The organism is Novosphingobium naphthalenivorans NBRC 102051, assembly GCF_001590985.1.
GTDB classification, from domain to species: Bacteria; Pseudomonadota; Alphaproteobacteria; order Sphingomonadales; family Sphingomonadaceae; genus Novosphingobium; species Novosphingobium naphthalenivorans.
Genome location: NZ_BCTX01000023.1, coordinates 24,512 through 46,604, shown reverse-complemented (window position 1 = coordinate 46,604; position 22,093 = coordinate 24,512). Strand labels below are relative to the sequence as shown.

General features: G+C 65.7%; 19 protein-coding genes. 8 read left to right on the top strand and 11 right to left on the bottom strand.

Translation table 11 applies throughout. The features are described 5' to 3' along the window. Positions 1 to 2: 2 nt before the first annotated feature. From NN5_RS09530 to NN5_RS09505, 6 genes are all read right to left on the bottom strand, one after another. A complete protein-coding gene (locus NN5_RS09530; protein WP_067734043.1) occupies positions 3 to 785 on the bottom strand; it encodes a sulfite exporter TauE/SafE family protein in 783 nt (260 codons plus the stop codon). Positions 786 to 794: 9 nt separating this feature from the next. Next, positions 795 to 1,718, bottom strand: coding sequence for an MBL fold metallo-hydrolase (locus NN5_RS09525; RefSeq protein ID WP_067734042.1), 924 nt, complete (start codon positions 1,716 to 1,718; stop codon positions 795 to 797). 72 nt (positions 1,719 to 1,790) lie between these two features. Then, entirely contained in the window at positions 1,791 to 2,441 is a 651-nt protein-coding gene (locus NN5_RS09520) for a peroxiredoxin (protein ID WP_067734041.1), read from the bottom strand. 124 nt (positions 2,442 to 2,565) lie between these two features. Then, positions 2,566 to 3,828: a TolC family protein gene (locus tag NN5_RS09515; protein WP_067734040.1), complete on the bottom strand. Its 1,263-nt coding sequence runs from the start codon at positions 3,826 to 3,828 to the stop codon at positions 2,566 to 2,568. Positions 3,829 to 3,840: 12 nt separating this feature from the next. After that, positions 3,841 to 4,044: a YgaP family membrane protein gene (locus NN5_RS09510; protein WP_067734039.1), complete on the bottom strand. Its 204-nt coding sequence runs from the start codon at positions 4,042 to 4,044 to the stop codon at positions 3,841 to 3,843. A 12-nt stretch (positions 4,045 to 4,056) separates the two neighbouring features. Then, positions 4,057 to 5,337: an NAD(P)/FAD-dependent oxidoreductase gene (locus NN5_RS09505; RefSeq protein ID WP_067734038.1), complete on the bottom strand. Its 1,281-nt coding sequence runs from the start codon at positions 5,335 to 5,337 to the stop codon at positions 4,057 to 4,059. 172 nt (positions 5,338 to 5,509) lie between these two features. Here NN5_RS09505 and NN5_RS09500 point away from each other — a divergent pair, with 172 nt between their 5' ends. Genes NN5_RS09500 through NN5_RS09475 form a run of 6 tightly spaced genes read left to right on the top strand, consistent with a single transcriptional unit; the run spans position 5,510 to position 11,797 of the window. Next, positions 5,510 to 5,845 carry a rhodanese-like domain-containing protein gene (locus tag NN5_RS09500; protein WP_067734037.1) on the top strand — a complete coding sequence of 112 codons (336 nt, stop codon included), beginning with the start codon at positions 5,510 to 5,512 and terminating at the stop codon, positions 5,843 to 5,845. A gap of 50 nt (positions 5,846 to 5,895) precedes the next feature. Beyond that, positions 5,896 to 6,915, top strand: a complete 1,020-nt coding sequence (locus tag NN5_RS09495; protein WP_067734060.1) for an efflux RND transporter periplasmic adaptor subunit — start codon at positions 5,896 to 5,898, stop codon at positions 6,913 to 6,915. Further along, on the top strand, positions 6,912 to 10,130 hold the full coding sequence (locus NN5_RS09490; protein WP_067734036.1) for an efflux RND transporter permease subunit: 3,219 nt from the start codon (positions 6,912 to 6,914) through the stop codon (positions 10,128 to 10,130). The genes NN5_RS09495 and NN5_RS09490 overlap by 4 nt, the downstream gene beginning before the upstream one ends. A gap of 3 nt (positions 10,131 to 10,133) precedes the next feature. Continuing rightward, entirely contained in the window at positions 10,134 to 10,445 is a 312-nt protein-coding gene (locus NN5_RS09485) for an ArsR/SmtB family transcription factor (RefSeq protein WP_067734035.1), read from the top strand. A gap of 30 nt (positions 10,446 to 10,475) precedes the next feature. Further along, the gene (gene trxC / locus NN5_RS09480) at positions 10,476 to 10,913 is read left to right on the top strand and encodes a thioredoxin TrxC (RefSeq protein ID WP_067734034.1); all 438 of its coding nucleotides are present in this window, start codon (positions 10,476 to 10,478) and stop codon (positions 10,911 to 10,913) included. 17 nt (positions 10,914 to 10,930) lie between these two features. Next, positions 10,931 to 11,797 carry a class I SAM-dependent methyltransferase gene (locus tag NN5_RS09475; protein WP_067734033.1) on the top strand — a complete coding sequence of 289 codons (867 nt, stop codon included), beginning with the start codon at positions 10,931 to 10,933 and terminating at the stop codon, positions 11,795 to 11,797. Between the two features lie 167 nt (positions 11,798 to 11,964). Here NN5_RS09475 and cydX read toward each other — a convergent pair whose 3' ends face one another. From cydX to NN5_RS09465, 3 genes are read right to left on the bottom strand one after another with little or no spacing between them, the layout of a single operon-like run. Next, positions 11,965 to 12,075, bottom strand: coding sequence for a cytochrome bd-I oxidase subunit CydX (gene cydX, locus NN5_RS25080; protein ID WP_084384850.1), 111 nt, complete (start codon positions 12,073 to 12,075; stop codon positions 11,965 to 11,967). A gap of 34 nt (positions 12,076 to 12,109) precedes the next feature. Continuing rightward, a complete protein-coding gene (cydB, locus tag NN5_RS09470) occupies positions 12,110 to 13,258 on the bottom strand; it encodes a cytochrome d ubiquinol oxidase subunit II (protein WP_067734032.1) in 1,149 nt (382 codons plus the stop codon). Between the two features lie 14 nt (positions 13,259 to 13,272). Beyond that, on the bottom strand, positions 13,273 to 14,847 hold the full coding sequence (locus NN5_RS09465; RefSeq protein ID WP_067734031.1) for a cytochrome ubiquinol oxidase subunit I: 1,575 nt from the start codon (positions 14,845 to 14,847) through the stop codon (positions 13,273 to 13,275). Positions 14,848 to 14,965: 118 nt separating this feature from the next. On the opposite strand from NN5_RS09465, the gene NN5_RS09460 reads away from it, so the two are divergent. Together NN5_RS09460 and NN5_RS09455 are read left to right on the top strand one after the other, a co-directional pair. Next, entirely contained in the window at positions 14,966 to 16,603 is a 1,638-nt protein-coding gene (locus NN5_RS09460; RefSeq protein WP_157081075.1) for an ABC transporter ATP-binding protein/permease, read from the top strand. Further along, entirely contained in the window at positions 16,600 to 18,189 is a 1,590-nt protein-coding gene (locus NN5_RS09455; protein WP_067734030.1) for an amino acid ABC transporter ATP-binding/permease protein, read from the top strand. The genes NN5_RS09460 and NN5_RS09455 overlap by 4 nt, the downstream gene beginning before the upstream one ends. Before the next feature lie 210 nt (positions 18,190 to 18,399). On the opposite strand, the gene NN5_RS09450 is transcribed toward NN5_RS09455, so the two are convergent. Together NN5_RS09450 and NN5_RS09445 are read right to left on the bottom strand one after the other, a co-directional pair. Then, the gene (locus NN5_RS09450; protein ID WP_067734029.1) at positions 18,400 to 20,457 is read right to left on the bottom strand and encodes a glycoside hydrolase family 97 protein; all 2,058 of its coding nucleotides are present in this window, start codon (positions 20,455 to 20,457) and stop codon (positions 18,400 to 18,402) included. After that, entirely contained in the window at positions 20,454 to 22,091 is a 1,638-nt protein-coding gene (locus NN5_RS09445; RefSeq protein WP_067734028.1) for an alpha-amylase family glycosyl hydrolase, read from the bottom strand. The genes NN5_RS09450 and NN5_RS09445 overlap by 4 nt, the downstream gene beginning before the upstream one ends. Positions 22,092 to 22,093 lie beyond the last annotated feature (2 nt).

Sequence of the window (22,093 nt, the reverse complement as noted above, 5' to 3'; positions counted from 1 at the left end):
CGCTACGCGATGAGAACGAGCCCGGCGCGGTACAGCATGTAGAGCGCGACGCAGGCGATCAGTGCGGCGAACAGGGTGTTGAGGCGTCCCTTCGCCGCGGCAAGGCGCCGGGCGGCCAGAGCGCCGAGGCCGGTGCCAACGATACCGCCGCCGATGAAGGTCCCGGCCAGCGGCCAGTCGATCAGGCCCGACCAGGCATAGTTCGCGGCCGTCGTCAGGCCAAAGGCAGCGACGGCGATCAGCGAAGTGCCCACGGCGCGGTAGATCGGCATGGAGGTCGAGGCGATCAGCGCCGGAACGATCAGGAAGCCGCCCCCGATCCCGAAGAAGCCCGAAAGCGCCCCGGTGCCGAAACCGAAGCTGAGGACCTTGGGCAGGTTCTCGCGGTTGCAGGTGACGCCTTCGACGCCGGTGTCCTTGCGCCCCCGGTACATGGCAAAGGCCACTACCAGCATCAGCAGCGCGAACAGGAACAGCAGTTTCTGCCCGTCGAAGGCCTTGCCTGCCGTCGATCCGGCCAGCGCGCCGATGATTCCGGCCGCGGCGAAGGCCGCGCCGCAGCGCCAGTTGACGTTGCGTTCGCGGGCATGGTTCCACACGCCGGTGAGGGCATTGACGGCGACGGCCAGCGCGCTGGTGCCGATTGCGAGGTGCGGGCTCTTCACCCCGACGAAATAGACCATCAGCGGCACGGCCAGGATAGAGCCGCCGCCGCCCACCAGCCCGAGCGTGAAGCCCACGAGAATGCCGCTCAGGCCGCCCAGCAGGTATTGGAGTTCGGTCATGGGATCGGCCTAGAGCAGGTTCAGCGGCAGCTTGAGATAGCTGACACCGTTGGCTTCCGGTTCCGGGAAATGCCCGGCGCGGATATTGACCTGGATCGAGGGCAGGATCAGGCGCGGCATACCGAGCGTGGCGTCGCGCGCTTCGCGCATGGCCACGAATTCGTCCTCGGTCACGCCGTCGTGAACGTGGATGTTGCCGGTCTTTTCCGCGCCGATCGTGGTTTCCCAGACATATTCGTCACGGCCGGGCGCCTTGTAGTCGTGGCACAGGAACACGCGCGCCGCTTCCGGCAGTTCCATAAGGCGCCGGATCGAGCGGAACAGCGTGCGGGCATCGCCGCCGGGGAAATCCGCGCGGGCCGAGCCGTAGTCCGGCATGAACAGGGTATCGCCGACGAACACGGCATCGCCGATTACATAGGCGAGGCAGGCCGGCGTATGGCCGGGCACGTGCAGGGCCACGGCGTCGATCCCGCCGAGCGTGAAGCGTTCGCCATCGTGCATCAGCCGGTCGAACTGCGAGCCGTCGTGCACGAAGCTCTCGGGCTCGTTGAAGACTTTGGCGAAGACGTCCTGCACCGTGCGGATATCGCTGCCGATCACCAGCGTCCCGCCCAGTTCCTGCTGGATATAGGGCGCGTCGGACAAGTGGTCGGCATGGGCGTGGGTTTCGAGCAGCCAGTCGACCGTCAGGCCTTGCGCGCGCACATAGGCGATCACGGCATCGGCCGAGCCATGGCTGGTGCGGCCCGAGGGCTGGTCGAAATCGAGCACGGAATCGATCACGGCCGCGCGTTTCGTTTCCGGATCATGCACGACATGGGTGGCCGTGAATGTCGCTTCGTCGAAGAACGTGCGCACCACCGGCAGGCGTTTCGAGGCAAGTGCCGCGATGATCTGGGCGGCGGCGGTTTCAATTGCTGGATCTGACATCGTCTTGACCTCGTTCGAGGTGTTGCATGGGAGACCGGGTTCGGGCTTTCGCCCGAACCCGGCTGAACACCGTTAAAGTTTGCGGGTGCTGAAATACCAGTCGACGGTGTTGTAGCCTTCGCTGGCGCGGGTTTCAGCAGCCGGCGCAGTCTGCGGCGGGGGCACGATCACGTCCTGGCCCGGTTGCCAGCCTTCGGGGGTGGCCACCTTGTTCGTATCGGACGTCTGGAGCGCTTTCATCAGGCGTACGAATTCTGCGATCGAACGGCCATTCGACATGGGATAGTAAACCATCGCGCGAAGCATACCGTCCGGATCGATGATGAACGTTGCGCGTACGGCCTGCGTGTCGGAAGCCCCCGGATGGACCATGCCGTAAGCACCGGCCACCGTCATCGAGATGTCCTCGATGATCGGGAACGGGATTTCGACGCCGAACTTTTCCTTGATGCTGCGCACCCACGCGATGTGGGCGTAGTTGGAGTCAATCGACAGCCCCAGCAGTTCGGTGTTCATCGCCTTGAATTCGTCCGCATGGCGGGCAAATCCCATGAATTCCGTAGTGCATACGGGCGTGAAATCCGCCGGGTGCGAGAAGAGGATCAGCCACTGGCCGCGATAATCGGACAGCTTGCGCTCGCCATGGGTGGTCTTGGCGGTGAAGTCGGGAGCCGGCTCATTGATGCGGGGCATCGAGGCGGCGGTAGCGGGCAATTCAGTCATAGCAGTCTCCTTTCATTAAATTGTGCATTTCTAATATTAGGATGCACTTATTTTATGAAGGAAGGAGTCCGGGTTTCTGTGATCGGCAAAAGCGATCATGTCCCGGATGCTGAACGAGCGGACATCAATCGATATTCCCGGTCAGGGCATTGAGCTGCCAGGCGGCGACAAGGCGCTGGCCCTGCGCTTCCAGCAGTGCGGCGTCGGCGGCGATCGCCTCGCGCTCGGCATCGAGCACGGAGAGCACCGGCACGGAGCCGACTTTCGCTTCCAGCTTGCGGCCCCGCAGCGCTTCCATGGCAGCCTGATTTTGCAGGTTTGTGGCATCGACCATACGATTGGCCGTGGCGAGGCCGGTCCAGGCATCGATGACCATGCCTTGCAGCGCCTGATCGGCCTGGCGCAGGCGGGCTTCGCTGGCATCGACCCCGGCATCGGCCGCGCGGATCTGCGTGGCGACGCGGCCGCCAGCGAAGATCGTCCACTTGCCGCGGATGCCGACGGAATAGGAATCCGCCTTGTAGCCGGGGAAGAACTGATCGCGGACATGGGCCGCTTCGGCATAGGCGCCGACTTGCGGCATACCTTCCGCTTTGGCCGCGCGCACGCCTGCCTTGGCGACGTCCACGGCAGTCTTGGCCTGACGCAGCGACGGATTGGCATTGCGGGCAAGGTCCAGCGCTTCATCGAGCGTGGGCGGGGTGCGCGGCAGATCGGGCAGGGGGGCCAGATCGCCGGCCGGGTTTCCGGTCAGCCGTTCATAAGCGGCTTCCGCCGAGGCCAGACGGCCTTGCGCATGGGCTTGCCCGGCGTCTGCCTGCGCCTTGCGGGCGCGGGCCTGGGCGAGATCGGCGCTCGAAATTTCACCCGCCTTGAACCGCAGACCGGCCTGACGTTCCACTTCGGCCAGTTCGGTGACCAGCTGATGGAAGCGGGCATTGAGTTTCCGGGCGGTCAGCACTTCGGTATAGGCGGAAATCGCCTGAACCACAGTCGTCAGGCGCGTCTGCTCGGCCTGAAAACCGGCGATTTGCGCGCCGCCCTTGGCCTGATCGATCGCTGCCGAGATCCGCCCGCCCGCATAGAGCGGCATTTCCGCCGTGCCTTGCAAGGCCAGGGGCGTCGTATCGTCGGCCGTGATGCCGAAGAAGCCGCCATTGTCTATGCGGCCCGTCCCGACCGACCCTTCGACCCGAAGGAGGGGATTGCTCTCACTCTTGGCGCGATCGAGACGGGCCTGCGCCGCAGCCTCCTCCGCCTTGGCAGCCTCAAGCGCCGGGGCATGCGCCAGGGCATCGGCGATGGCCGCGTTGAGGTCCTGTGCTGACGCGATGGGGGACGCGATGAAGCAGGACAGGGGCAGCAAGGGAAGTAGGACGCGGCGCATAGTCGGTCTCGCTCAGCGGAAGGCGTTTCCGGGTTTCACACCCAGCTTCTTGAAGACCATTGCGGCAGGGCAAAGTCCCGTGAAGCTGGCCTGGAACATATTGAATCCGGCGAAGATCGTCAGGCCGATCCAGTACGGGTGCACAAAGATCGACAGGAGTGCACTGGCCATGACGACCACGCCGGCGAAGCGAAGAACGGCAGCATCGAGATTCATCGATCCTCTCCTTTACTTGAAACGCAGCTTGCGGATGCCAAGGGCATGCATGGCGAGCTTTTCATAGAACGGCTCGCTCTTGCCGCTCCGCACCTTGTGCAGGAAGTACTTCTCGAACCCGACTTTGGCGAGGTGGACCCACTTGCCGCTCGACGACCAGTTGAGATTGCGCGGCGGGATCTGCGGCTGGGCCACGAAGGCCACGCCGCCGTCGCCGAAGTCGGCAAGGCACACGGCGTTCCAGGTGGCTTCCTCGGTCGGCTCCTTGCCGGCCAGTTCCAGTTTCAGGTTCGCGGCGATGGCCGTGACCATCGATTCGATCATGAACCCGGTCTTGGGCACGCCCACCGGCACCGGCGTCGGGCCGACCGGCGGGATCGCCACGCAGACGCCCAGCGAATAGACGTTCTTGAAGTTCGGGTTGCGCTGATGCTTGTCCGCCAGGATGAAGCCGCGCGGATTGACGAGGCCTTCCACGCCCATCACGGCATCGATGCCGCGGAAAGCGGGCAGCAGCATAGAATAGCCGAAAGGCAGATCGTGCGAGGCCTTGACCGAACCGTCCTCGGCCAGTTCCTCGGTGTGCATCATGCCGTCTTCGATGCCGGTGATGCGGTTGTTGCAGATCCACTTGATGTGGCGGTCGCGCAGTTCGCTTTCGAGCAGGCTCTTGGTGTCGCCCACGCCGTCGAGGCCGAGGTGGCCGACATAAGGTTCGGCCGTGACGAAAGTCATCGGCACCTTGTCGCGGATCTTGCGGCGCCGGAGCTCCGTGTCGAGGATCAGGGCGAATTCATAGGCCGGGCCATAGCAGGACGCGCCCTGAACGGCGCCGACCACGATCGGCTTGGGATCGGCGCAGAAGCGGTCGAACGCATCGGCGGCTTCGGCGGCATGATCGGTCTTGCATACCGATACGGTGTGGCCGTCGGGGCCCAGCCCCTCGATCTCGTCGAAGGCCAGTTCCGGGCCGGTGGCGATGACGAGATAGTCGTAGTTCAGCGAGGTGCCGTCGTTCAGTTCGAGGCGATTTTCGGCCGGATGAACCTTTTTCGCACCCACGGACGTGAAGCCGATGCCCTTCTTCTTCATGATCGGGGGAAGATGGACCTTGATCGCTTCCGGTTCGCGCCAGCGCACGGCAACCCACGGGTTGCTGGGGACGAACCAGTAATCGTCCTGGTCGTTCACCACTGTCACTTCCGCCTTGCCCTTTACGGCATCGCGAATCTCGTAGGCTGCAATGGTGCCCCCAAGGCCTGCACCAAGGATAATGATCTGGGGCAAAGACATCTCATGCTCTCCCGTTGCCAAGTCCCCGCGTCTGACGTCCCGTCAGCGAGAGCGACCCGATAGAATGCGCTGTATGTGGCTTGACTAATATTATGAGATTGGAATATATGCAAGAGGCAATGTACGGCCGGTTCGGCTGGTGCGCATGTTACACGGACGAGAGGTGAATCAGATGGTCTTCGGTTTCGGAAAGCCGCGCCACAAGGAAATCACGGCGGAACAACTCGATGCGATGCTGCGCGCTGGCGAGGCGCTGGTGGTCGACGTTCGCGAGGTGGACGAGTTTGCTGCCGGGCACATTCCCGGCGCAGTGAACATGCCGCTTTCCAGCTTCCAGCCTTCGAAGCTTCCGCATCCGGAAGGCAAGACGCTGATTCTCAACTGTCTGGGCGGCAAGCGTTCGGGCATGGCGCTCGACAAATGCGGTATTGCGCAGGCCGAGGTCGATACGCACCTCGCTGGCGGCTTCGGGGCGTGGACGGCGGCCCGGCTGCCGGTCGAACGCTGAGCGGCAGCACAAGAACTAAGCACCAGAACTACAAGGCAGGGGATGTCATGATGCGCGCAAAAGTCCTGGTTCTGTCCGCACTCGGACTGTCCGTGCTGGGCCTGCCGCTGGCAGGCTGCGGCAGCAGCGAGGAAGTGGCGCAGGAAAGCAAGGCGCCTTCCGGCCCGAAACTCGTGCTGCAGACCAGCGACACGGCGGACTGGCAGGACGTGAGTGCCGAGATCGCCACGGTCGATCAGGCGCAAGTGCTGGCACGCATCCCCGGCATCCTCACCTCGCTCTCGGTGCATGAGGGCGACATGGTCCGCAAGGGCCAGACGATCGGTCGAATCGTCGACAGCCAGCTCGGGCCTCAGGCCGCGGCTGCGCAGGCGCAGATGGTGCAGGCGCAGTCCGAGCTGAAGCGCGTGAAATACCTCCATGACAACGGCGTCTATGCCGATGCCCGGCTGGAGCAGGCGCAGGCCGCCGCATCCGCGTCGCGGGCGCAATATGCCGCGGCAACCGCCGTGGCCGGGCAGGGCGCCGTCGTGGCCCCCGCCACCGGCCGGGTGCTGCGCGCGGACGTGCCGGCGGGCGCTCCCGTGGCGCCGGGCATGGCGATCGCCGTCATTACCGCAGGGCCGACCATCGTGCGGCTGGAAATGCCCGAATCGCTGGGCGACAAGGTTCACCCCGGCTCGCTGGTAAAGGCCAGCGGTATCGGCTCGGGCGATGCCACGGGCCGTATCATCAAGGTCTATCCCTCGGTTACGGCAGGTCAGGTGACGGCCGATGTCGATATGCCCGGCATCGACAACAAGCTCATCGGCCGCAGGGTAGCCGCCAAAGTGGAGACCGGCAGCCGCAAGGCGCTGCTGGTGCCCAAGAGCTATGTCACCGACCGCTATGGCATCGATTACGTGACGCTGGCGGGTAAGGACGGCACGGCCACGCAAGTGCCGGTGCAGACCGCGCCTTCGTCCGAACCGGGCAAGGTCGAGATTCTCTCGGGCGTTTCCGCCGGTGACACGCTCATCGGGACCAATGGGGCGGCTGGCGGGGCGGCCAACGGGGCGGCAGGTCAATGAATCTCGGTATCTCCGGAAAGCTGACGCGCGCGACGATCCAGTCGCCGCTCACGCCGCTGTTCCTGCTCGCCGCGATCATCGTCGGCCTGATCGCCACGATCACGATCCCGCGCGAGGAAGAGCCGCAGATCAAGGTGCCGATGGTCGACATCATGGTTCAGGCACCGGGCCTTTCGGCCCCGGACGTCGTGGAACTGGTGGCCAAGCCGCTGGAAACCATCGTCAAGAGCGTGAACGGCGTCGAGCATGTCTATACCCAGGCGCAGGACAATGGCGCGCTGGTGACGGCGCGCTTCCTGGTCGGTTCCGATCCCGAGGATGCGGTGACTCGCATCAACGAGAAGATCGAGGCCAACAAAAACAGCATCCCGGTCGGCATCCCGCCGCCGCAGGTGACGGTGCGCGGCATCAATGATGTGCCGATCGTCGTGTTGACGCTGACGCCCAAGCCGGGCGCGGTGGGGCAGTGGAACGATCAGGCGCTGGCGGAACTCGCGGGCAAGCTGCGGACAGAGGTGGCCAAGGTCGATGACGTCGGTCTGACCTTCATCACCGGCGGCCAGAAGATGGCCCTGCGCGTCGTGCCCGATCCGGCGAAGATGGCGGCGCACCGCGTGCCGCTGGGCAGCGTGATCGAGGCCGTGAGCCAGGCCAATCGTTCCTTCCCTGCCGGAACCGTCCGCGAGGGCGGGGATGCTGCGCTTGTGGTCGCCGGCCAGACGCTGCGCGATGCCCAGGAACTTTCGCGGCTGACGGTCCGCTCGGTCACGGGCGCGCCAGTGCTGCTGTCGGACGTCGCCACGGTCGAGCAGACGCCGACGCAGGACCAGGCGCGGGCCTGGCGCTGGGCCAAGGACGCGGACGGCAAGTGGTCGATGGCGCCTGCCGTCAGCCTGGCCATCGCCAAGCGCGCGGGCGCCAATGCCGTGACCGTGTCGGAACAGATCGTCGACCGCGTCCACTTGCTCGAAGGCAAGCTGATCCCGGATTCGGTGAATGTCGCCGTCACGCGCAATTATGGCGAGACCGCGAACGAGAAAGCCAACGAGCTGATCTTCCACCTCGCGCTGGCGACGGTTTCGATCGTCATCCTGATCGGCTTTGCCATCGGCTGGCGCGAAGCGGGGGTGACGGCGATCGTCATCCCGACGACGATCATGCTGACCATGTTCGCGTCCAACGTGATGGGCTTCACGATCAACCGCGTGAGCCTGTTCGCGCTGATCTTCTCGATCGGTATCCTCGTCGACGATGCCATCGTGATGATCGAGAACATCGCGCGCCACTGGGCGATGAAGGACGATCGCAGCCGGATCGATGCGGCGGTGGAAGCCGTGGCCGAAGTCGGCAACCCGACGATCGTCGCAACGCTCACCGTGGTCGCAGCGCTGCTGCCGATGCTGTTCGTATCGGGCCTGATGGGCCCCTACATGGCGCCGATCCCGATCAATGCCTCGGCCGCGATGATCTTCAGCTTCTTCGTGGCGGTCATCATCGCCCCCTGGCTGATGATCCGCTTTGCCCGCACCGCGCTGGCCCATCACGAGCATGAAGGGCCGCATGGCGGCAAGCTGGGCGCGCTTTACGAGCGTTACGCCTCGCGCGTGATTGCGACCAAGGGCAGCGCCTGGCGCTTCCTGATCGCGGTGGGCATTGCCACGCTGGTGGCCTGCTCGATGTTCTACTTCAAGGCAGTGACGGTGAAGCTGCTGCCGTTCGACAACAAGAGCGAAGTCCAGCTTGTCGCCGACCTGCCCGAAGGCACCAGTCTGGAGACGACCTCGCGGGTGCTGGAACAGGCGGCGGCGATCACGCGCACCGTGCCCGAAGTGGTATCGATGGAAGCTTATGCGGGCACGTCGGCACCGTTCAACTTCAACGGTCTCGTACGCCACTATTTCCTGCGCAATCAGCCCGAGATGGGCGATCTCATGGTGACGCTGCTGCCCAAGGGAGACCGCTCGCGTTCCAGCCATGAAGTGGCCGTGGACCTGCGCGAGAAGCTCAAGGCCATTGCCCTGCCTGCGGGCGGCTCGCTCAAGGTCGTGGAAACGCCGCCGGGACCGCCGGTGCTGGCGACGCTGCTGGCCGAAATCTACGGTCCCGACGAGGCGACCCGGGTGAAGACCGCCGAGCAGGTGGAAAAGATCTTCAAGTCGGTTCCCTACATCGTCGATGTCGACAATTCCTTCGGCCAGCCCCGGCCGACGCTCAAGCTGATCCCGGACCGGGCCAAGCTCGACCAGTATGGCCTCTCCGAACGCCAGCTCTTCGATTCGATCGGGGCGCTGCTCGGGACGCAGACGGTCGGCTATGCCCCGCGGGGAGGCGGGCGTGATCCGCTGCCGATCGAAATGACGCTCGACCAGTCGCAGCGTACCTGGTCGGCGGCGCTGGCGGCGACGCCGGTGGCCGTGGCGCAAGGGCCGATGGGGCCGCAGCTCGTCCAGCTCGGCGAACTGGTGAAGGCGGAAATGGTGCCGGGCGGCCGGATGATCTTCCGGCGCGACGGGCGCGGTGCCGACATGGTCACGGCCGAACTCGCCGGACGCTACGAAGCGCCGATCTACGGGATGCTGGCGGTCGACGATGCGATCAACAGCTATGACTGGAAGGCACAGGGCCTCCAGAAGCCGGAGATCCTTCTCCATGGCCAGCCCGAGGACGAAAGCCACACCTCCGTGCTGTGGGACGGCGAATGGGAGATCACCTGGGTCACGTTCCGCGACATGGGCGGGGCCTTCATGGTGGCGCTGTTGGCGATCTACGTGCTGGTGGTCGGCCAGTTCCGCAGCTTCACCATTCCTCTGGTGATCCTGACTCCGATCCCGCTGACGCTGGTGGGCATCGTGCTGGGCCACATCCTGTTCAGCGCGCCGTTCACCGCGACGTCGATGATCGGCTTTATCGCGCTGGCCGGCATCATCGTGCGCAACTCGATCCTGCTGGTGGACTTCATCCGCCATACGCGCACGGCCGAGAAGAGCCTGCGCCAGACGCTGCTGGAAGCCGGCATGATCCGCTTCAAGCCGATCGTGCTGACGGCGGCGGCGGCGATGATCGGCGCGGCGGTGATCCTGACGGACCCGATCTTCCAGGGTCTGGCAATTTCGCTGCTGTTTGGCCTGGCCTCTTCCACTTTGCTTACAGTTCTGGTTATCCCGGCCATTTACGTCGTCCTCAGGGACGATGGCCGTCCACTGGAAAGAGCCTGAAGCATGAAGCCCGCCCAACTCACCGAACTCAAGGCAAACGCCAACAGCATGGCCGCCCGGCTCAAGATGATGAGCCATCCCGAACGCCTGCTGATGTTATGCCGGATGGATGAGGGTGAGGTGTCGGTTTCGGAACTGGTGGAACTGACGGGGCTGTCGCAGTCTTCCGTTTCCCAGCATCTGGCCATGCTGCGCGAGGAAGACGTGGTCGCCATCCGGGGCGAGGCGCAGACGCGTTATTACAGTTTGAAAGACAAGGTCGTGCGGGCGATCATCCACGCGCTTTGCGATATTTGCGGGGACGCCTGCCAGTAACCTGGCGGGCAGCCCGAGGAGAGGATAACCATGGCTGACCCGTTGATCATCGCTTGCCCGTCGTGCGCGTCGCTCAACCGCGTGCCGCGCGAGAGGCTGACCGATGGCGGCAAGTGCGGCCGATGCGGGTCGGCCTTGTTTACCGGCCATCCGGTGACGCTGACCTCTGCCAATTTCGATGCCCACGCCGTGAAGAGCGGGATTCCGCTGCTGGTCGATTTCTGGGCGGCCTGGTGCGGCCCGTGCCGGCAGATGGCCCCGCAGTTCGAAGCGGCCGCTGCCGATCTGGAGCCGATGGTCCGGCTCGGCAAGCTCGATACCGAGGCCGAGCAGGCGATTGCCGGCCGCTTCGGCATTCGTTCGATCCCGACCATGATCCTGATCGCGGGCGGGCGTGAAATTGCCCGCCAGTCGGGCGCGATGCCGAAAAGCGCCATTGTCGGCTGGGTCCGGCAGACGCTCGGCTGATCTGAGGACAAGAGGCCATGACCGACGCCGCACACCCCCATGCAGATGCCCTCAAGTACGAGGACTGGGCGGGCGAAATGGGGGCTCGATGGCTCGCGAACCTGAAAGGTTTCGAGGGGACCATCGCGCCGGCCGGTGAGGCCTTGCTGGCCCGCGCGGCGTTCGCGCCGGGAGAGCGGGTAATCGATCTGGGCTGCGGCGGCGGGGCGACGACGATCGCCGTCGCGGCATCGGTCACTCCCGGCGGCAGCGTTCTGGGGCTGGATATCTCGCCCGATCTCATCGCCGCGACCACGCGCCGGGCGCAGCAGGCCGGGGCGGGAAATGCCAGCTTCCTATGTGCGGACGCGGCCACGGTTACGCTGCCCGATGCGCCCTATGACCGGCTCGTCTCGCGTTTCGGCTGCATGTTCTTCTCCGATCCGGTCGCGGCTTTCGCGAACCTGCGCGGACAGCTCAAACCCGGCGGGCGGATCGATCTTGCGGTCTGGGGGCCGCCTGCCGAAAATCCGTGGATGACCGATGGCATGGCCGTCGCGCGCCGGCATGTGGAGATGCCCAAGCCGGTGCCGCGTGCGCCCGGGCCCTTCGCTTTCGAAGAGGTCGGCTATCTGCGTGAAGTGCTGGGCAGCGCGGGCTTCAGCCATGTCGATATCGGCGCGGCCGCTGGCGAGCTGGCCGTGGGCGGTGCTGGTGCGACGGCCGAGGAGGCGAGGGGCTTTGCCACCAATGGGATGGCCTTCGGGCAGATCCTGCTGGATTATCCGCCGGAAGTGCAGGCCGCCGCGGCAGCGGATCTCACAGCTCTTTATGCGGGCCACTACCGGCCGGGCGAGGGCGTGATGATGAGCTATTGCGCCTGGCTCATTTCCGCCACGGCCTGATCTGATACACCCATAATTCGTGAGTTCATAAAGTTCGAGCCGGGACGCCCGTTGGGGGCATCCCGGCTCGAATGGTTTGTCTCATGACGCCCTGCGTCCTGAAATGCTCAGGTGCCGCGCGGGCTTGTCAAAAGCGGGATGAGCCTGGCTCATCCCGCTTCTGGTATTCACACGTTGATGTCGTCATCCATCGGCGAGCGGAACTCGTGCCACATGCCGTTGACGATGCCGAAAGCAACCGCGAGGCTCACGCCGAGGATCCAGGAAAAGTACCACATTGGTCTCTCGCTCCTTCTCAGTAGAAGTTGGGGCTCAGTAGAAGTCGGGATTGGTGCGGACCTGCGCGATCGTGACGCGTCCGAACATGACCTTGAGCGCCCAGGCCGTGTAGATCAGCACGATCGGCAGGAAGATCAGCGTCACCAGCAGCATGATCCACAGCGTGAGATGGCTCGAAGAGGCATTCCACGCGGTCAGGCTCGATTGCGGATCGATCGAGCTGGGCAGGATGAAGGGGAACATCGACAGCCCGACCGTGGCAATGATGCCCACCGTCGCCAGCGAAGAGCCGGTCAGGTTGAGCACATGGCTGCGGGTGCGGATGCCGATCAGCGCGATCAGCGGCCCGGCAAAGCCGAGGATCGGTGCCAGCAGCATCCACGGATGGCGGCCGTAGTTGTCCAGCCATGCGCCGGGCGCGGCCACGGTCTGCGCATAGTGCGGATTGGACGGCCCCTGCGCGTCGATCACGCCTTCCAGCCGGAAGCCCATCTGTCCCATCGCGACCCATACGCCGCCCAGGGCGAACAGGACGATCGAGACAATCGCGGCGAACGTGCCGATGCGGCGGGCGCGTTCGAGGACCGGGCCTTCCTCGATCTTGACGGCGAGGAAACCGGCGCCGTGCATCACGATCATGGCGACCGAGAGCAGGCCGGTGACAAGCGCGAAGGGCGAGAACAGGCCCAGCAGCGTGCCTTCGTAGAACGTGCGAAGATCGCTATCGAGGCGGAAGGGCAGGCCCTGCAGCACATTGCCCACCGCCACGCCAAAGACCAGCGCGGGCACGAAGCCGCCGATGAACATCGCCCAGTCCCAGCGGCCGCGCCATGCCGGATCGGCGTGCTTGGAGCGGTACTTGAAGCTGACCGGCCGCAGGATCAGCGCGGCCAGCACCAGGAACATCGCCAGGTAGAAGCCCGAGAAGCTCACGGCATAGACGAAAGGCCAGGCCGCGAAGATCGCGCCGCCGCCGAGGATGAACCACACCTGGTGGCCTTCCCAGTGCGGGGCGACCGCGTTGATCGCCAGGCGGCGTTCCTCATCGGTCTTGCCGATGAAGGGCATCAGCGCGGCGACGCCAAGGTCATAGCCGTCGGTCAGCGTAAAGCCGATCAGCAGTACGCCCAGGAGAGCCCACCAGATAAGGCGCAGGGTTTCGTAATCGAGGGGTATAGCCATCTTGTGAACCTCCCTTATTCGGCCGGCAGCGGGGCGAAGCCCGCACTGCCCTGCTGCTGCCCGCCGCCGTGGACCGGATGTTCCACCGGACCCTTGCGGATCGATGCGATCATCAGGCGGACTTCGATAATGGCCAGCGTGCCGTAGAGCAGGGTGAAGCCGATGATCGTCGTCCAGATCTGGCTGATGGTCAGCGAGGACGCACCGAGGAATGTCGGCAGCACGCCTTCCACCGCCCAGGGCTGGCGGCCGATTTCAGCCAGGACCCAGCCGCCTTCGATGGCGAGCCAGGGCAGCGGCATGATCGCCACGGCCAGTTTGAGGAACCAGCGCTTGTTGAACTGGCAGACGGAGGCGCAGTAGAACGCAAGGCCGAAGAAGGCGATGAAGAAGAAGCCGATGCCCGCCATCATGCGGAACAGCCAGAACATCACCGGGACGTTCGGAATGGTGTCCTTCGCCGCCATCAGGATCTGCTGCTCGCTCGCCTGCCGCGGATCGGCGACATAGCGCTTGAGCAGCATGGCATAGCCGAGATCGCGCTTATGCAGTTCGAACGCTTCGCGCGCGGCCATGTTGCCGCGGTTGGCCTTGAGCTTTTCGACGGCATCGTAGGCGATCGTCCCGCTGCGGATGCGCTCGTCGGCCTTGAGCACGAGTTCGTCGATGCCCATGACCTCACCGGTCAGGCTGCGGGTGGAAATCAGGCCCAGCACATAGGGAATCTTGATCTCCGCGTGCGTGACATGTTTTTGCATGTCCGGAATGCCGAAGATCGACAGGCCGGCCGGGGCCGGTTCGGTTTCCCACATCGCCTCGATCGCAGCGAGCTTCATCTTCTGGTTGTCGGTCAGGGCATAGCCCGACTCGTCACCCAGCACGACCACCGACAGCGAGGAGGCAAGACCGAAGGCAGCCGCCACCATCATCGAGCGGCGGGCGACATTGGTCCATTTGCCTTTCAGCAGATACCAGGCCGAAACACCCATGACGAAGACCGAGGCGCAAACGTAGCCGGCGCTCACGGTATGGACGAACTTGGCCTGCGCCACCGGGTTGAACAGCACGGCATAGAAGTCGGTGACTTCCATGCGCATGGTTTCCGGATTGAAGACCGAGCCCGCCGGGTGCTGCATCCAGCCGTTGGCGATGAGGATCCACAGCGCCGAGAGGTTGGAGCCCAGCGCGACGCAGAACGTCACGAAAAGGTGCCCGACCTTGGAAAGCCTGTCCCATCCGAAGAACATCAGGCCGACGAACGTCGCTTCCAGGAAGAATGCCATCAGGCCTTCAATGGCCAGCGGCGCGCCGAAGATGTCCCCCACGTAGTGCGCGTAATAGGCCCAGTTGGTGCCGAACTCGAACTCCATGGTGATCCCGGTGGCGACGCCCAGCACGAAATTGATGCCGAACAGCTTGCCCCAGAACCGGGTTGTGACGCGCCAGATCTCCTTGCCCGTCATCACATAGATAGACTCCATGATGACAAGCAGGAACGAAAGGCCCAGGGTCAGCGGTACGAAAAGAAAGTGGTACATGGCCGTGAGCGCAAATTGCAGCCGCGAAAGCTCGACAACTGCCATATCCATGAGCATGCTCCTGTCGCTGTGGGTAGCCGGAGGCGGGACTCGACTCGAAGGGTCCCGTCGTTTAGCGGGGCCCTAATATTAGCCGTTGTTAATGTAGTCAATGCCTCTCCGGTCCTGAATGTCCCCTTCTCAAACTGTTACGATCGATTCCGTCCCGTTTCCGGGACAGCCCCGGCGAAAGCTGGACGCGGCCGCGCTATGGTGGCTGTCCGACACGGCTGGCGCGGTGCTTTTTGCGGGTTGCCTGGCCCTGTTGCTGGGGGACTGGGCGGCGCAGGGCCGGCCTCCGGCGATCATGCCCGCGTTGCTTGCAGGCATCGTCTTGAGCGGAATGCTCCGGGCGGGGGCGCAGGGGCTGGCGGGGCTCGCCGGGCAGCGCGAAGCCATCGGCATCAAGCGGGAACTACGCACGCGGCTGGTCGCCGCCCTGTTGCCGACCGGGCTGGTGCGGGGGCGCCTGACCGGTGAGGACATGCGCGTCGCGATCGACGATGTGGAAGCTTACGAAGGCCTCATTGCCCGTTTCAATCCGCTGAAGTTCGCCGCCGTCGCCTCTCCGCTGACGATCGCGCTGATCGTCGCCTTCGCGAGCTGGGTCTGCGCGCTGATCATGATCGTGACGCTGGTGCCCTTTGGTGTCGGCATGGCCTTTGCCGGGCTGGCCGGAAAGGCCGAGGCAGAGCGGCAATTGCTGGCGCTTTCGCGGCTGTCCGGCCTCTTCGTGGACCGCGTGGCAACGCTGCCGGTCGTGCTGGGCTTCGGTGCCGAAGACCGGGTAACGCGCCAGATCGGCGCGGCCGCCCATGAAGTCGCCGCGCGCACGATGCAAGTGCTGCGGGTGGCCTTCCTGTCGAGCGCGGTGCTGGAATTCTTCGCGGCGCTCTCGGTGGCGCTGGTGGCCGTCTATTGCGGGTTTTCGCTGCTGGGGCTGCTGCCGTTCCCGGCGCCGGAAACGCTCACTCTGGGCCGCGCCTTTTTCGCGCTGGCGCTGGCGCCCGAATTCTATCTCGGTATGCGCCGGATGGCGGCGGCCTATCATGACAAGCAGCAGGGCGAAGCGGCCGAAGGCAGTATCGCCGGCGCCTTGCAGCAGGCCGAAGGCCATCGCGCCGCGGCCCCCATGGCGGCTGCCGGCAGCGTCAGCCGTCTGGCCGTCTCGCGGCTGGAAGTGATCTATGCGGGAGACAACCGCGTCGGCCCGTTCTCGGCCGAATGGCAGGGGCCGGGACTCCATGCCCTGACCGGACCGACTGGCGCGGGCAAATCCTCGCTGCTCCATGCCCTGATCGGCATGACGCCGGCCCTGGCGGGCACGCTGACGCTCGATGGCGGAGCGGCAGACCCCGCGGCGCTGGCGGCGCTGGTGGGCTGGGCGGGGCAGCGGCCCTTGCTGCTGCCCGGAACGCTCAGGGAGAACCTTGTCCTGGGAAGCCCCGGCGGCGCGGTTGACCTGCTGCCCTTGCTGGAGGCTTGCGGGCTCTCCTCGCTGATCGGCGAACGGGGTCTGGACCTCGCCATCGATCCGCGCGGATCGGGGCTTTCGGGCGGCGAGCGGCGGCGCATTGGTCTGGTCCGGGCGATCGCCTCGGGCCGTCCCATCCTCTTGCTCGACGAGCCGACGGCGGATCTGGATAGCGCGACGGCCGACCGGGTGATCGATCTGATCGCGCAGGTTTCGCGAGACCGGCTGGTGATCGCGGCCACCCATGATGCCGGGCTTGCCGGCCGCAGCGCCAGCGTGGTGACACTGTCATGATTGCCCAGATGCTTCAGGACGCCAGCCGGCGGCAGCGCAGCGCGACCGGCGTGGCGATCCTTCTGGCGGTGCTCGCGGCGATTGCGGGCGTGGGCCTGCTCGCGGTGTCGGGCTGGTTCCTCACCGGCGCGGCTATCGCCGGAGCGGCCGGCGTCGCGGCGGCGCGCGGGTTTAATTACCTGCTGCCCAGCGCGGGCATCCGCGCCTTTGCCATTATCCGCACGCTGGGCCGCTATGGTGAGCGTCTGTTCAGCCACCGCGCGGCTTTCTTCGCGCTGGCCGATGTCCGGCCTGCGCTGTTCGGAAAGCTGGCGGGGGCAGAGCCTGCCGCCGTGTTCTCCCGCCCGAGCGGGGAAGTCGCGGCCCAGCTCGGCTCCGATGTCGATGCGCTGGAAGATGCCGTGGTGCGCCGCGTCACGCTTCCGGGCGCGCTGGCGGGCGCCGGCACCGGGCTGGCGGCCTGCCTGCTGGCCGGGCCATGGGCCGCCGCCGCGCTGCTGGCGGGGCTTGCCGCCATGCGCCTGGCTTCGCGGGGGGTGGTGCCCGGCCTGCTCGCGGCGCAAGTGCGGCGGCGGGCCGATGCGATGACGCGGCTCAAGTCGTCCTATGCCGAATATGCGGCCTGTTCCGCCGAAATCGCCGTCTATGGCCTGATCCCGCAGATCGTCGAGGCGATGGGCATGGATATCGAGGAACTGGAGGCCTCGCGCCTTGCCATCGTGCGCCTCGAAGCGCTGACGCAGGGCGGGCAACTGGTGCTGGCGGCGGTCACGGTGGCCTGCGTCCTCGCGCTTGCAAGCGGCACCGCGCCGCTGGCCGCTGCTGCCGCCTTGGCCGGGGCTTCGGCGGCGGAGGCCTGGTCTGGGCTGGTGCGCACCGATGTGGGGCGCCCGCGTGTCGACGATGCGCTGCGCAGGCTTGGGGGCATGGCCGCGCTGCCGCCGCGCGCGCCGCATCACGGCGGGATCGAACGCCTTGCCCGCGAACCGCTCCGCTTCGAGAGCGAGGCGCGCGCATGCGTGGTCGAGGCGGGCGGCCGGGTGCTGATCGGCGGCCCGTCCGGCAAGGGCAAGACGCGGCTGCTGGGCACAGTGATGGGGCTGCGCACCGATGCGCCGCAGCGCGTCACGGTCGGCGGCATGGACGTGCGCGAACTGGGGCTGGAGACGCTGCGCCAGCTCTTCGCGCAGGCGCCGCAGGATGCCAGCCTGATCGCCGGAACCGTTGCCGACAATCTGCGTCTGGCCCGTCAGGGCGTGACCGAAAGCGAAATGTGGGCCGCGCTGGAAACCGCGTGTCTGGCCGAAACCGTGCGCCAGCTTCCCGATGGGCTCGACCAGTGGCTCGGCGGCGACGGCGCGCGCCTCTCCGGCGGCCAGCGCAAGCGCCTGTCGCTGGCGCGGGCGCTATTAGCTGGACGGCCGTGGATCGTGCTCGACGAACCAAGCGAAGGGCTGGACAGCGCGACCGAGCAGCAGCTGGCCAGCAATCTCGCCGGGTGGCTGGACCGGACCGGGACTGGCCTGATCCTCGTCAGCCACCGCGAAGGGCTGCACCATTTGGCGGGCAAGGTTTTCGAACTTTAGAGCGGATCGTCTTTGAATGAACCCTTCGTCATTGCGAGCGAAGCAATCCAGGATGGTGCCACTGCGCTCTGGATTGCGCGGCCCTGCGGGCCTCGCAATGACGATTCAAGGTGAGGCGATCACACTCCAGGAGCCGGTTTGCGCTTCCTCTCCGACGGAAAAACTTGTCATCCCCGCGCAGGCGGGGATGACGAAGGTTGGTCTGGTTGATTACCGCCCCGGTTCAAGCCGGATCGCCGTGCCGCCGCCCGGGGCAAGCCACACGTCCAGCGTATCGCCCTTGCGCAGGGTGCGGGTGTCGTAGGCGATCCGGTGGCGCGCTTCGGTGAGGTAGGTCGCGCCTTCGCCGTCCTTCCAGATCGAGGCCTTGTAGGTCTTGCCCGGATCGAGGAAATCGAACTTCAGCGTGACCGTGCGCGCCGTCGCATCGTTGACGCCGCCGACGAACCAGCGCGGCGAATGGCGGTCCTTGCGGGCAAAGATCGCATAGTCGCCCACTTCGCCGGCGATCAGGTGGCTCTCGCTCCAGTCGGTCGGGACCGAGGAGATGAAGTCCATTTCGCGCGGGTACTTGTCCAGCGTCTCGATGAAGTCTGCCGCCATCTGGATCGGCGAATAGAGCGCGAGGTAGAGCCCCAGCTGCTTGGCCAGCGTCGAGGCGAGCGGCGCGTGGTTCGCGCCTTCCAGGCTGAGCACGCCGGGGGTGTAGTCCATCGGGCCCGAGAGCATCCGGGTATAGACCAGCGTCGGTTCGTGGTCCGGCCCGTTGGCGAACCGGCCCCAGGCATTGTATTCCATGCCCCGCGCGCCTTCGCGCGAGACCCAGTTGGGATAAGTGCGGCGCAGGCCGGTGTCCTTGACCGGCTCGTGGCTGTCGATGGCGATGTGATACTTCGCCGCCGTCTTCACCACGTCGAGGTAGTGGTCCACCATGCGCTGGCCGTCGTGCCATTCCATCAGCGCCTCACCGGGCTGGGCGCCGGGCGCGATGATCCCGCCGGCATCGGCGACATAGCCGGTCTTGACCACGTCCACGCCCAGTTTCTGGTAGAACGCGAAACCCTGGGCCATGTGCGCTTCGTAATTGGCGATATTGCCGCCGGTCTCGTGATGACCGATCAGGTGCACGCCCTTCTTGCGGGCATAGTCAGTGACGGCCTTGATGTCGAAATCGGGCGTCGGCTGGGTGAAGCTGAACGCGTCGCCATGGCCGAACCAGTCGCCGTTCCAGCCCTTGTTCCAGCCTTCGACCAGAACGCCGCTGAAGTGGTGCTTGGCGGCATAGTCGATGTACTGCTTCGCGCGCGCCGTGGTGGCGCCGTGTTTGGGCCCTTCGGCCCATGTCCAGTCGCCCCGGATCATGCCCCACCAGATGCCGATATAGCGCGCGGGCTTGAACCAGCTCACATCGCCGAGCTTGTTGGGCTCGTTGAGATTGAGTTCCAGATCGTTCTCGACCAGTCCCGCGGCATCGCCGGCAATGCGGATGGTGCGCCAGGGCGTGGCGAAAGGCAGATCGCGCACGACGCGCGGGCCGTCGGGTGAGGGCGCCAGCGTGGTGCGGAAGTCCTGCCCTGCGGCGCGCTTGAACCAGTATCCGGCGTAATCGGCCAGCGCGGCTTCGTGGAACGCCAGGTGCGTGCCGTCGTCGAGCCGCATCGTGATCGGCGTATGCGCGGTGGAGACCGCGTCGATCGGCGTCTTCTGATAGACCTGCTCGTAGCGGTTCCATTCGCCGCCGGGGATCCACCATGCCGTGCCCTTGGGGACAATGTCGAACTCGGTCACTTCGTCGGCGATGCGCATGGTCTTGAGCGCGGGCTGTTTCGGCAGTTCGTAGCGGAAGCCGATACCGTTATCGAACAGGCGAAAGCGCACATTCATCAGGCGCGAACCCTGCGTTTCCGACTGCTGCAGCTTCACCGTCACTTCGTTGTAGTGATCGCGCACGAAGCGGCGCTCGCCCCACGGCTGTTCCCAGGTGTCATCCTGACTGGCCGTCTCGCTGCCCACGATGCGGAAGCCGCGCACCATGTTAAGCCCGTCGGTCAGCAGGAAGCCGAGCTTGCTCGGCGCGATCAGCAGCTTGCCCTTGCGCGAGAGCGACCAGGTGGGGCGGCTGTCGTTGTCGGTGGTGACGGTGAGCACCAGGGTCCCGTCCGGCGAGGCGGCGGTGACGGAAGGCCGGGTCTCTTGCGCGAAGACCGGCTGCGCGGTCAGGGTGGCCAGCGAAAGGCTGGCGGCGGCCAGCAGGCGAAGCGGCTTCATGCCTGTTCTCCTTCGATCATCCAGAGTGCGCCCCAGGCCGGGAGCGTGCCGGGCAGGGCGCCGTTGACGGCGGCGAGCACGGTGCCGTCCTGCGAAATCTCCGCAGGCCAGGCGGCCTCATCCGCGCCGATGTTGAACACCGCGAGCAGGCTTTCGCTTTCGAACCTGCGGCGCAGCACGAGCCGTGCTTCGTCCGCCAGCACGACCTCACAGCCGCCCATGCGCAGTGCCGTGCTGGCGCGGCGCAGGCGCAGCAGGCTGCGGGTGAGGTGCAGCAGAGAGGCATTGTCTGCTTCCTGCCGGTCGACCGCACGGGCAAGGTTCTGCTCGCTGAGCGGCAGCCAGGGCGTGCCATCGGTGAACCCGCCGCTCTCCGCCTGCGCGGTCCAGGGCAGGGGCGTGCGCACGCCGTCGCGCGAGAGAGTGAGCGGCCAGTTGGCGATGGCCTCGGGGTCCTGCAACTGCTCGAACGGCACATCGTCCTGCAGCAGGCCCAGCTCCTCGCCCTGGAACAGGATCGGATTGCCGCGCAGCGAGAGCAGCAGCAGCGTCTTCATCCGCGCGAAGGCTTCGCGGTCCTGCGGCGCGCACCAGCGGGAGAGCGCGCGCGGGGCGTCGTGGTTTTCGAAGGCCCAGCTCGGCCAGCCGGTGCCGGGCGTGTTGGGCCAGGCATCGAGCGCCTGCGCGACGAGTGCGGGCGTCAGCCTCTCGGCATAGAGGAACTTGAAGCTGTAGGCGCTGTCCAGCCGCTCGGGCCCTTGCGTGAAGGCCTTCATCTCGCTCGCCGCTTCGCGCCCGCCGACTTCGGCCAGCGAGAAGGTATCGGGATAGCTGGCGATCAGCGCCTGCAGCCGTTCGATGAACAGCACGATATCCGGGTGCGACTGGTTATAGACCTGAAGCTGGAAGTCGAATGGGCGCGTGCGCACCGAGCCGTCGTCCGGCGCGGGGGGATTGTTGCGCAGTTCCGGGTCGTGCATCGAGAAGTTCAGCGCATCGATGCGGAAGCCGGATACGCCCCGGTCCAGCCAGAACTTCGCGACATCGAGCAGGGCCTGCTGCACGTCCGGATTGTGCAGGTTGAGCTGCGGCTGCTCGGCCAGGAAATTGTGCATGTAATACTGCCGCCGCCGCGCGTCCCAGCGCCATGAGGGGCCGCCGAAGACCGCCTGCCAGTTGTTGGGCGGCGAACCGTCCACTTTGGGATCGGCCCAGACGTACCAGTCTGCGCGCGGGTTGGTGTGGTCCGAGCGGCTTTCCGCAAACCACGGATGCCGGTCCGAGGTATGGGCATAGACCTGATCGATCATGACCTTGAGGCCCAGCGCGCGGGCGCGGGCGACCAGCGCGTCGAAGTCCGCGAGCGTGCCGAAGATCGGATCGACCGCGCAATAGTCCGAAATGTCGTAGCCGAAATCGGCCATGGGCGAGGCGTAGAACGGCGAGATCCAGATCGCATCGACGCCGAGCGAGGCGACATAGTCCAGCCGGGCCGTGATGCCCGGCAGGTCGCCGATGCCGTCTCCATTCGAGTCGCGGAAACTGCGCGGATAGATCTGGTAGATCGCGGCGCCGCGCCACCATTCGGCGGCCGTGCCGGTTGCGGGAGAAGCGGAGGGGAGGGCTTGTTTCATCG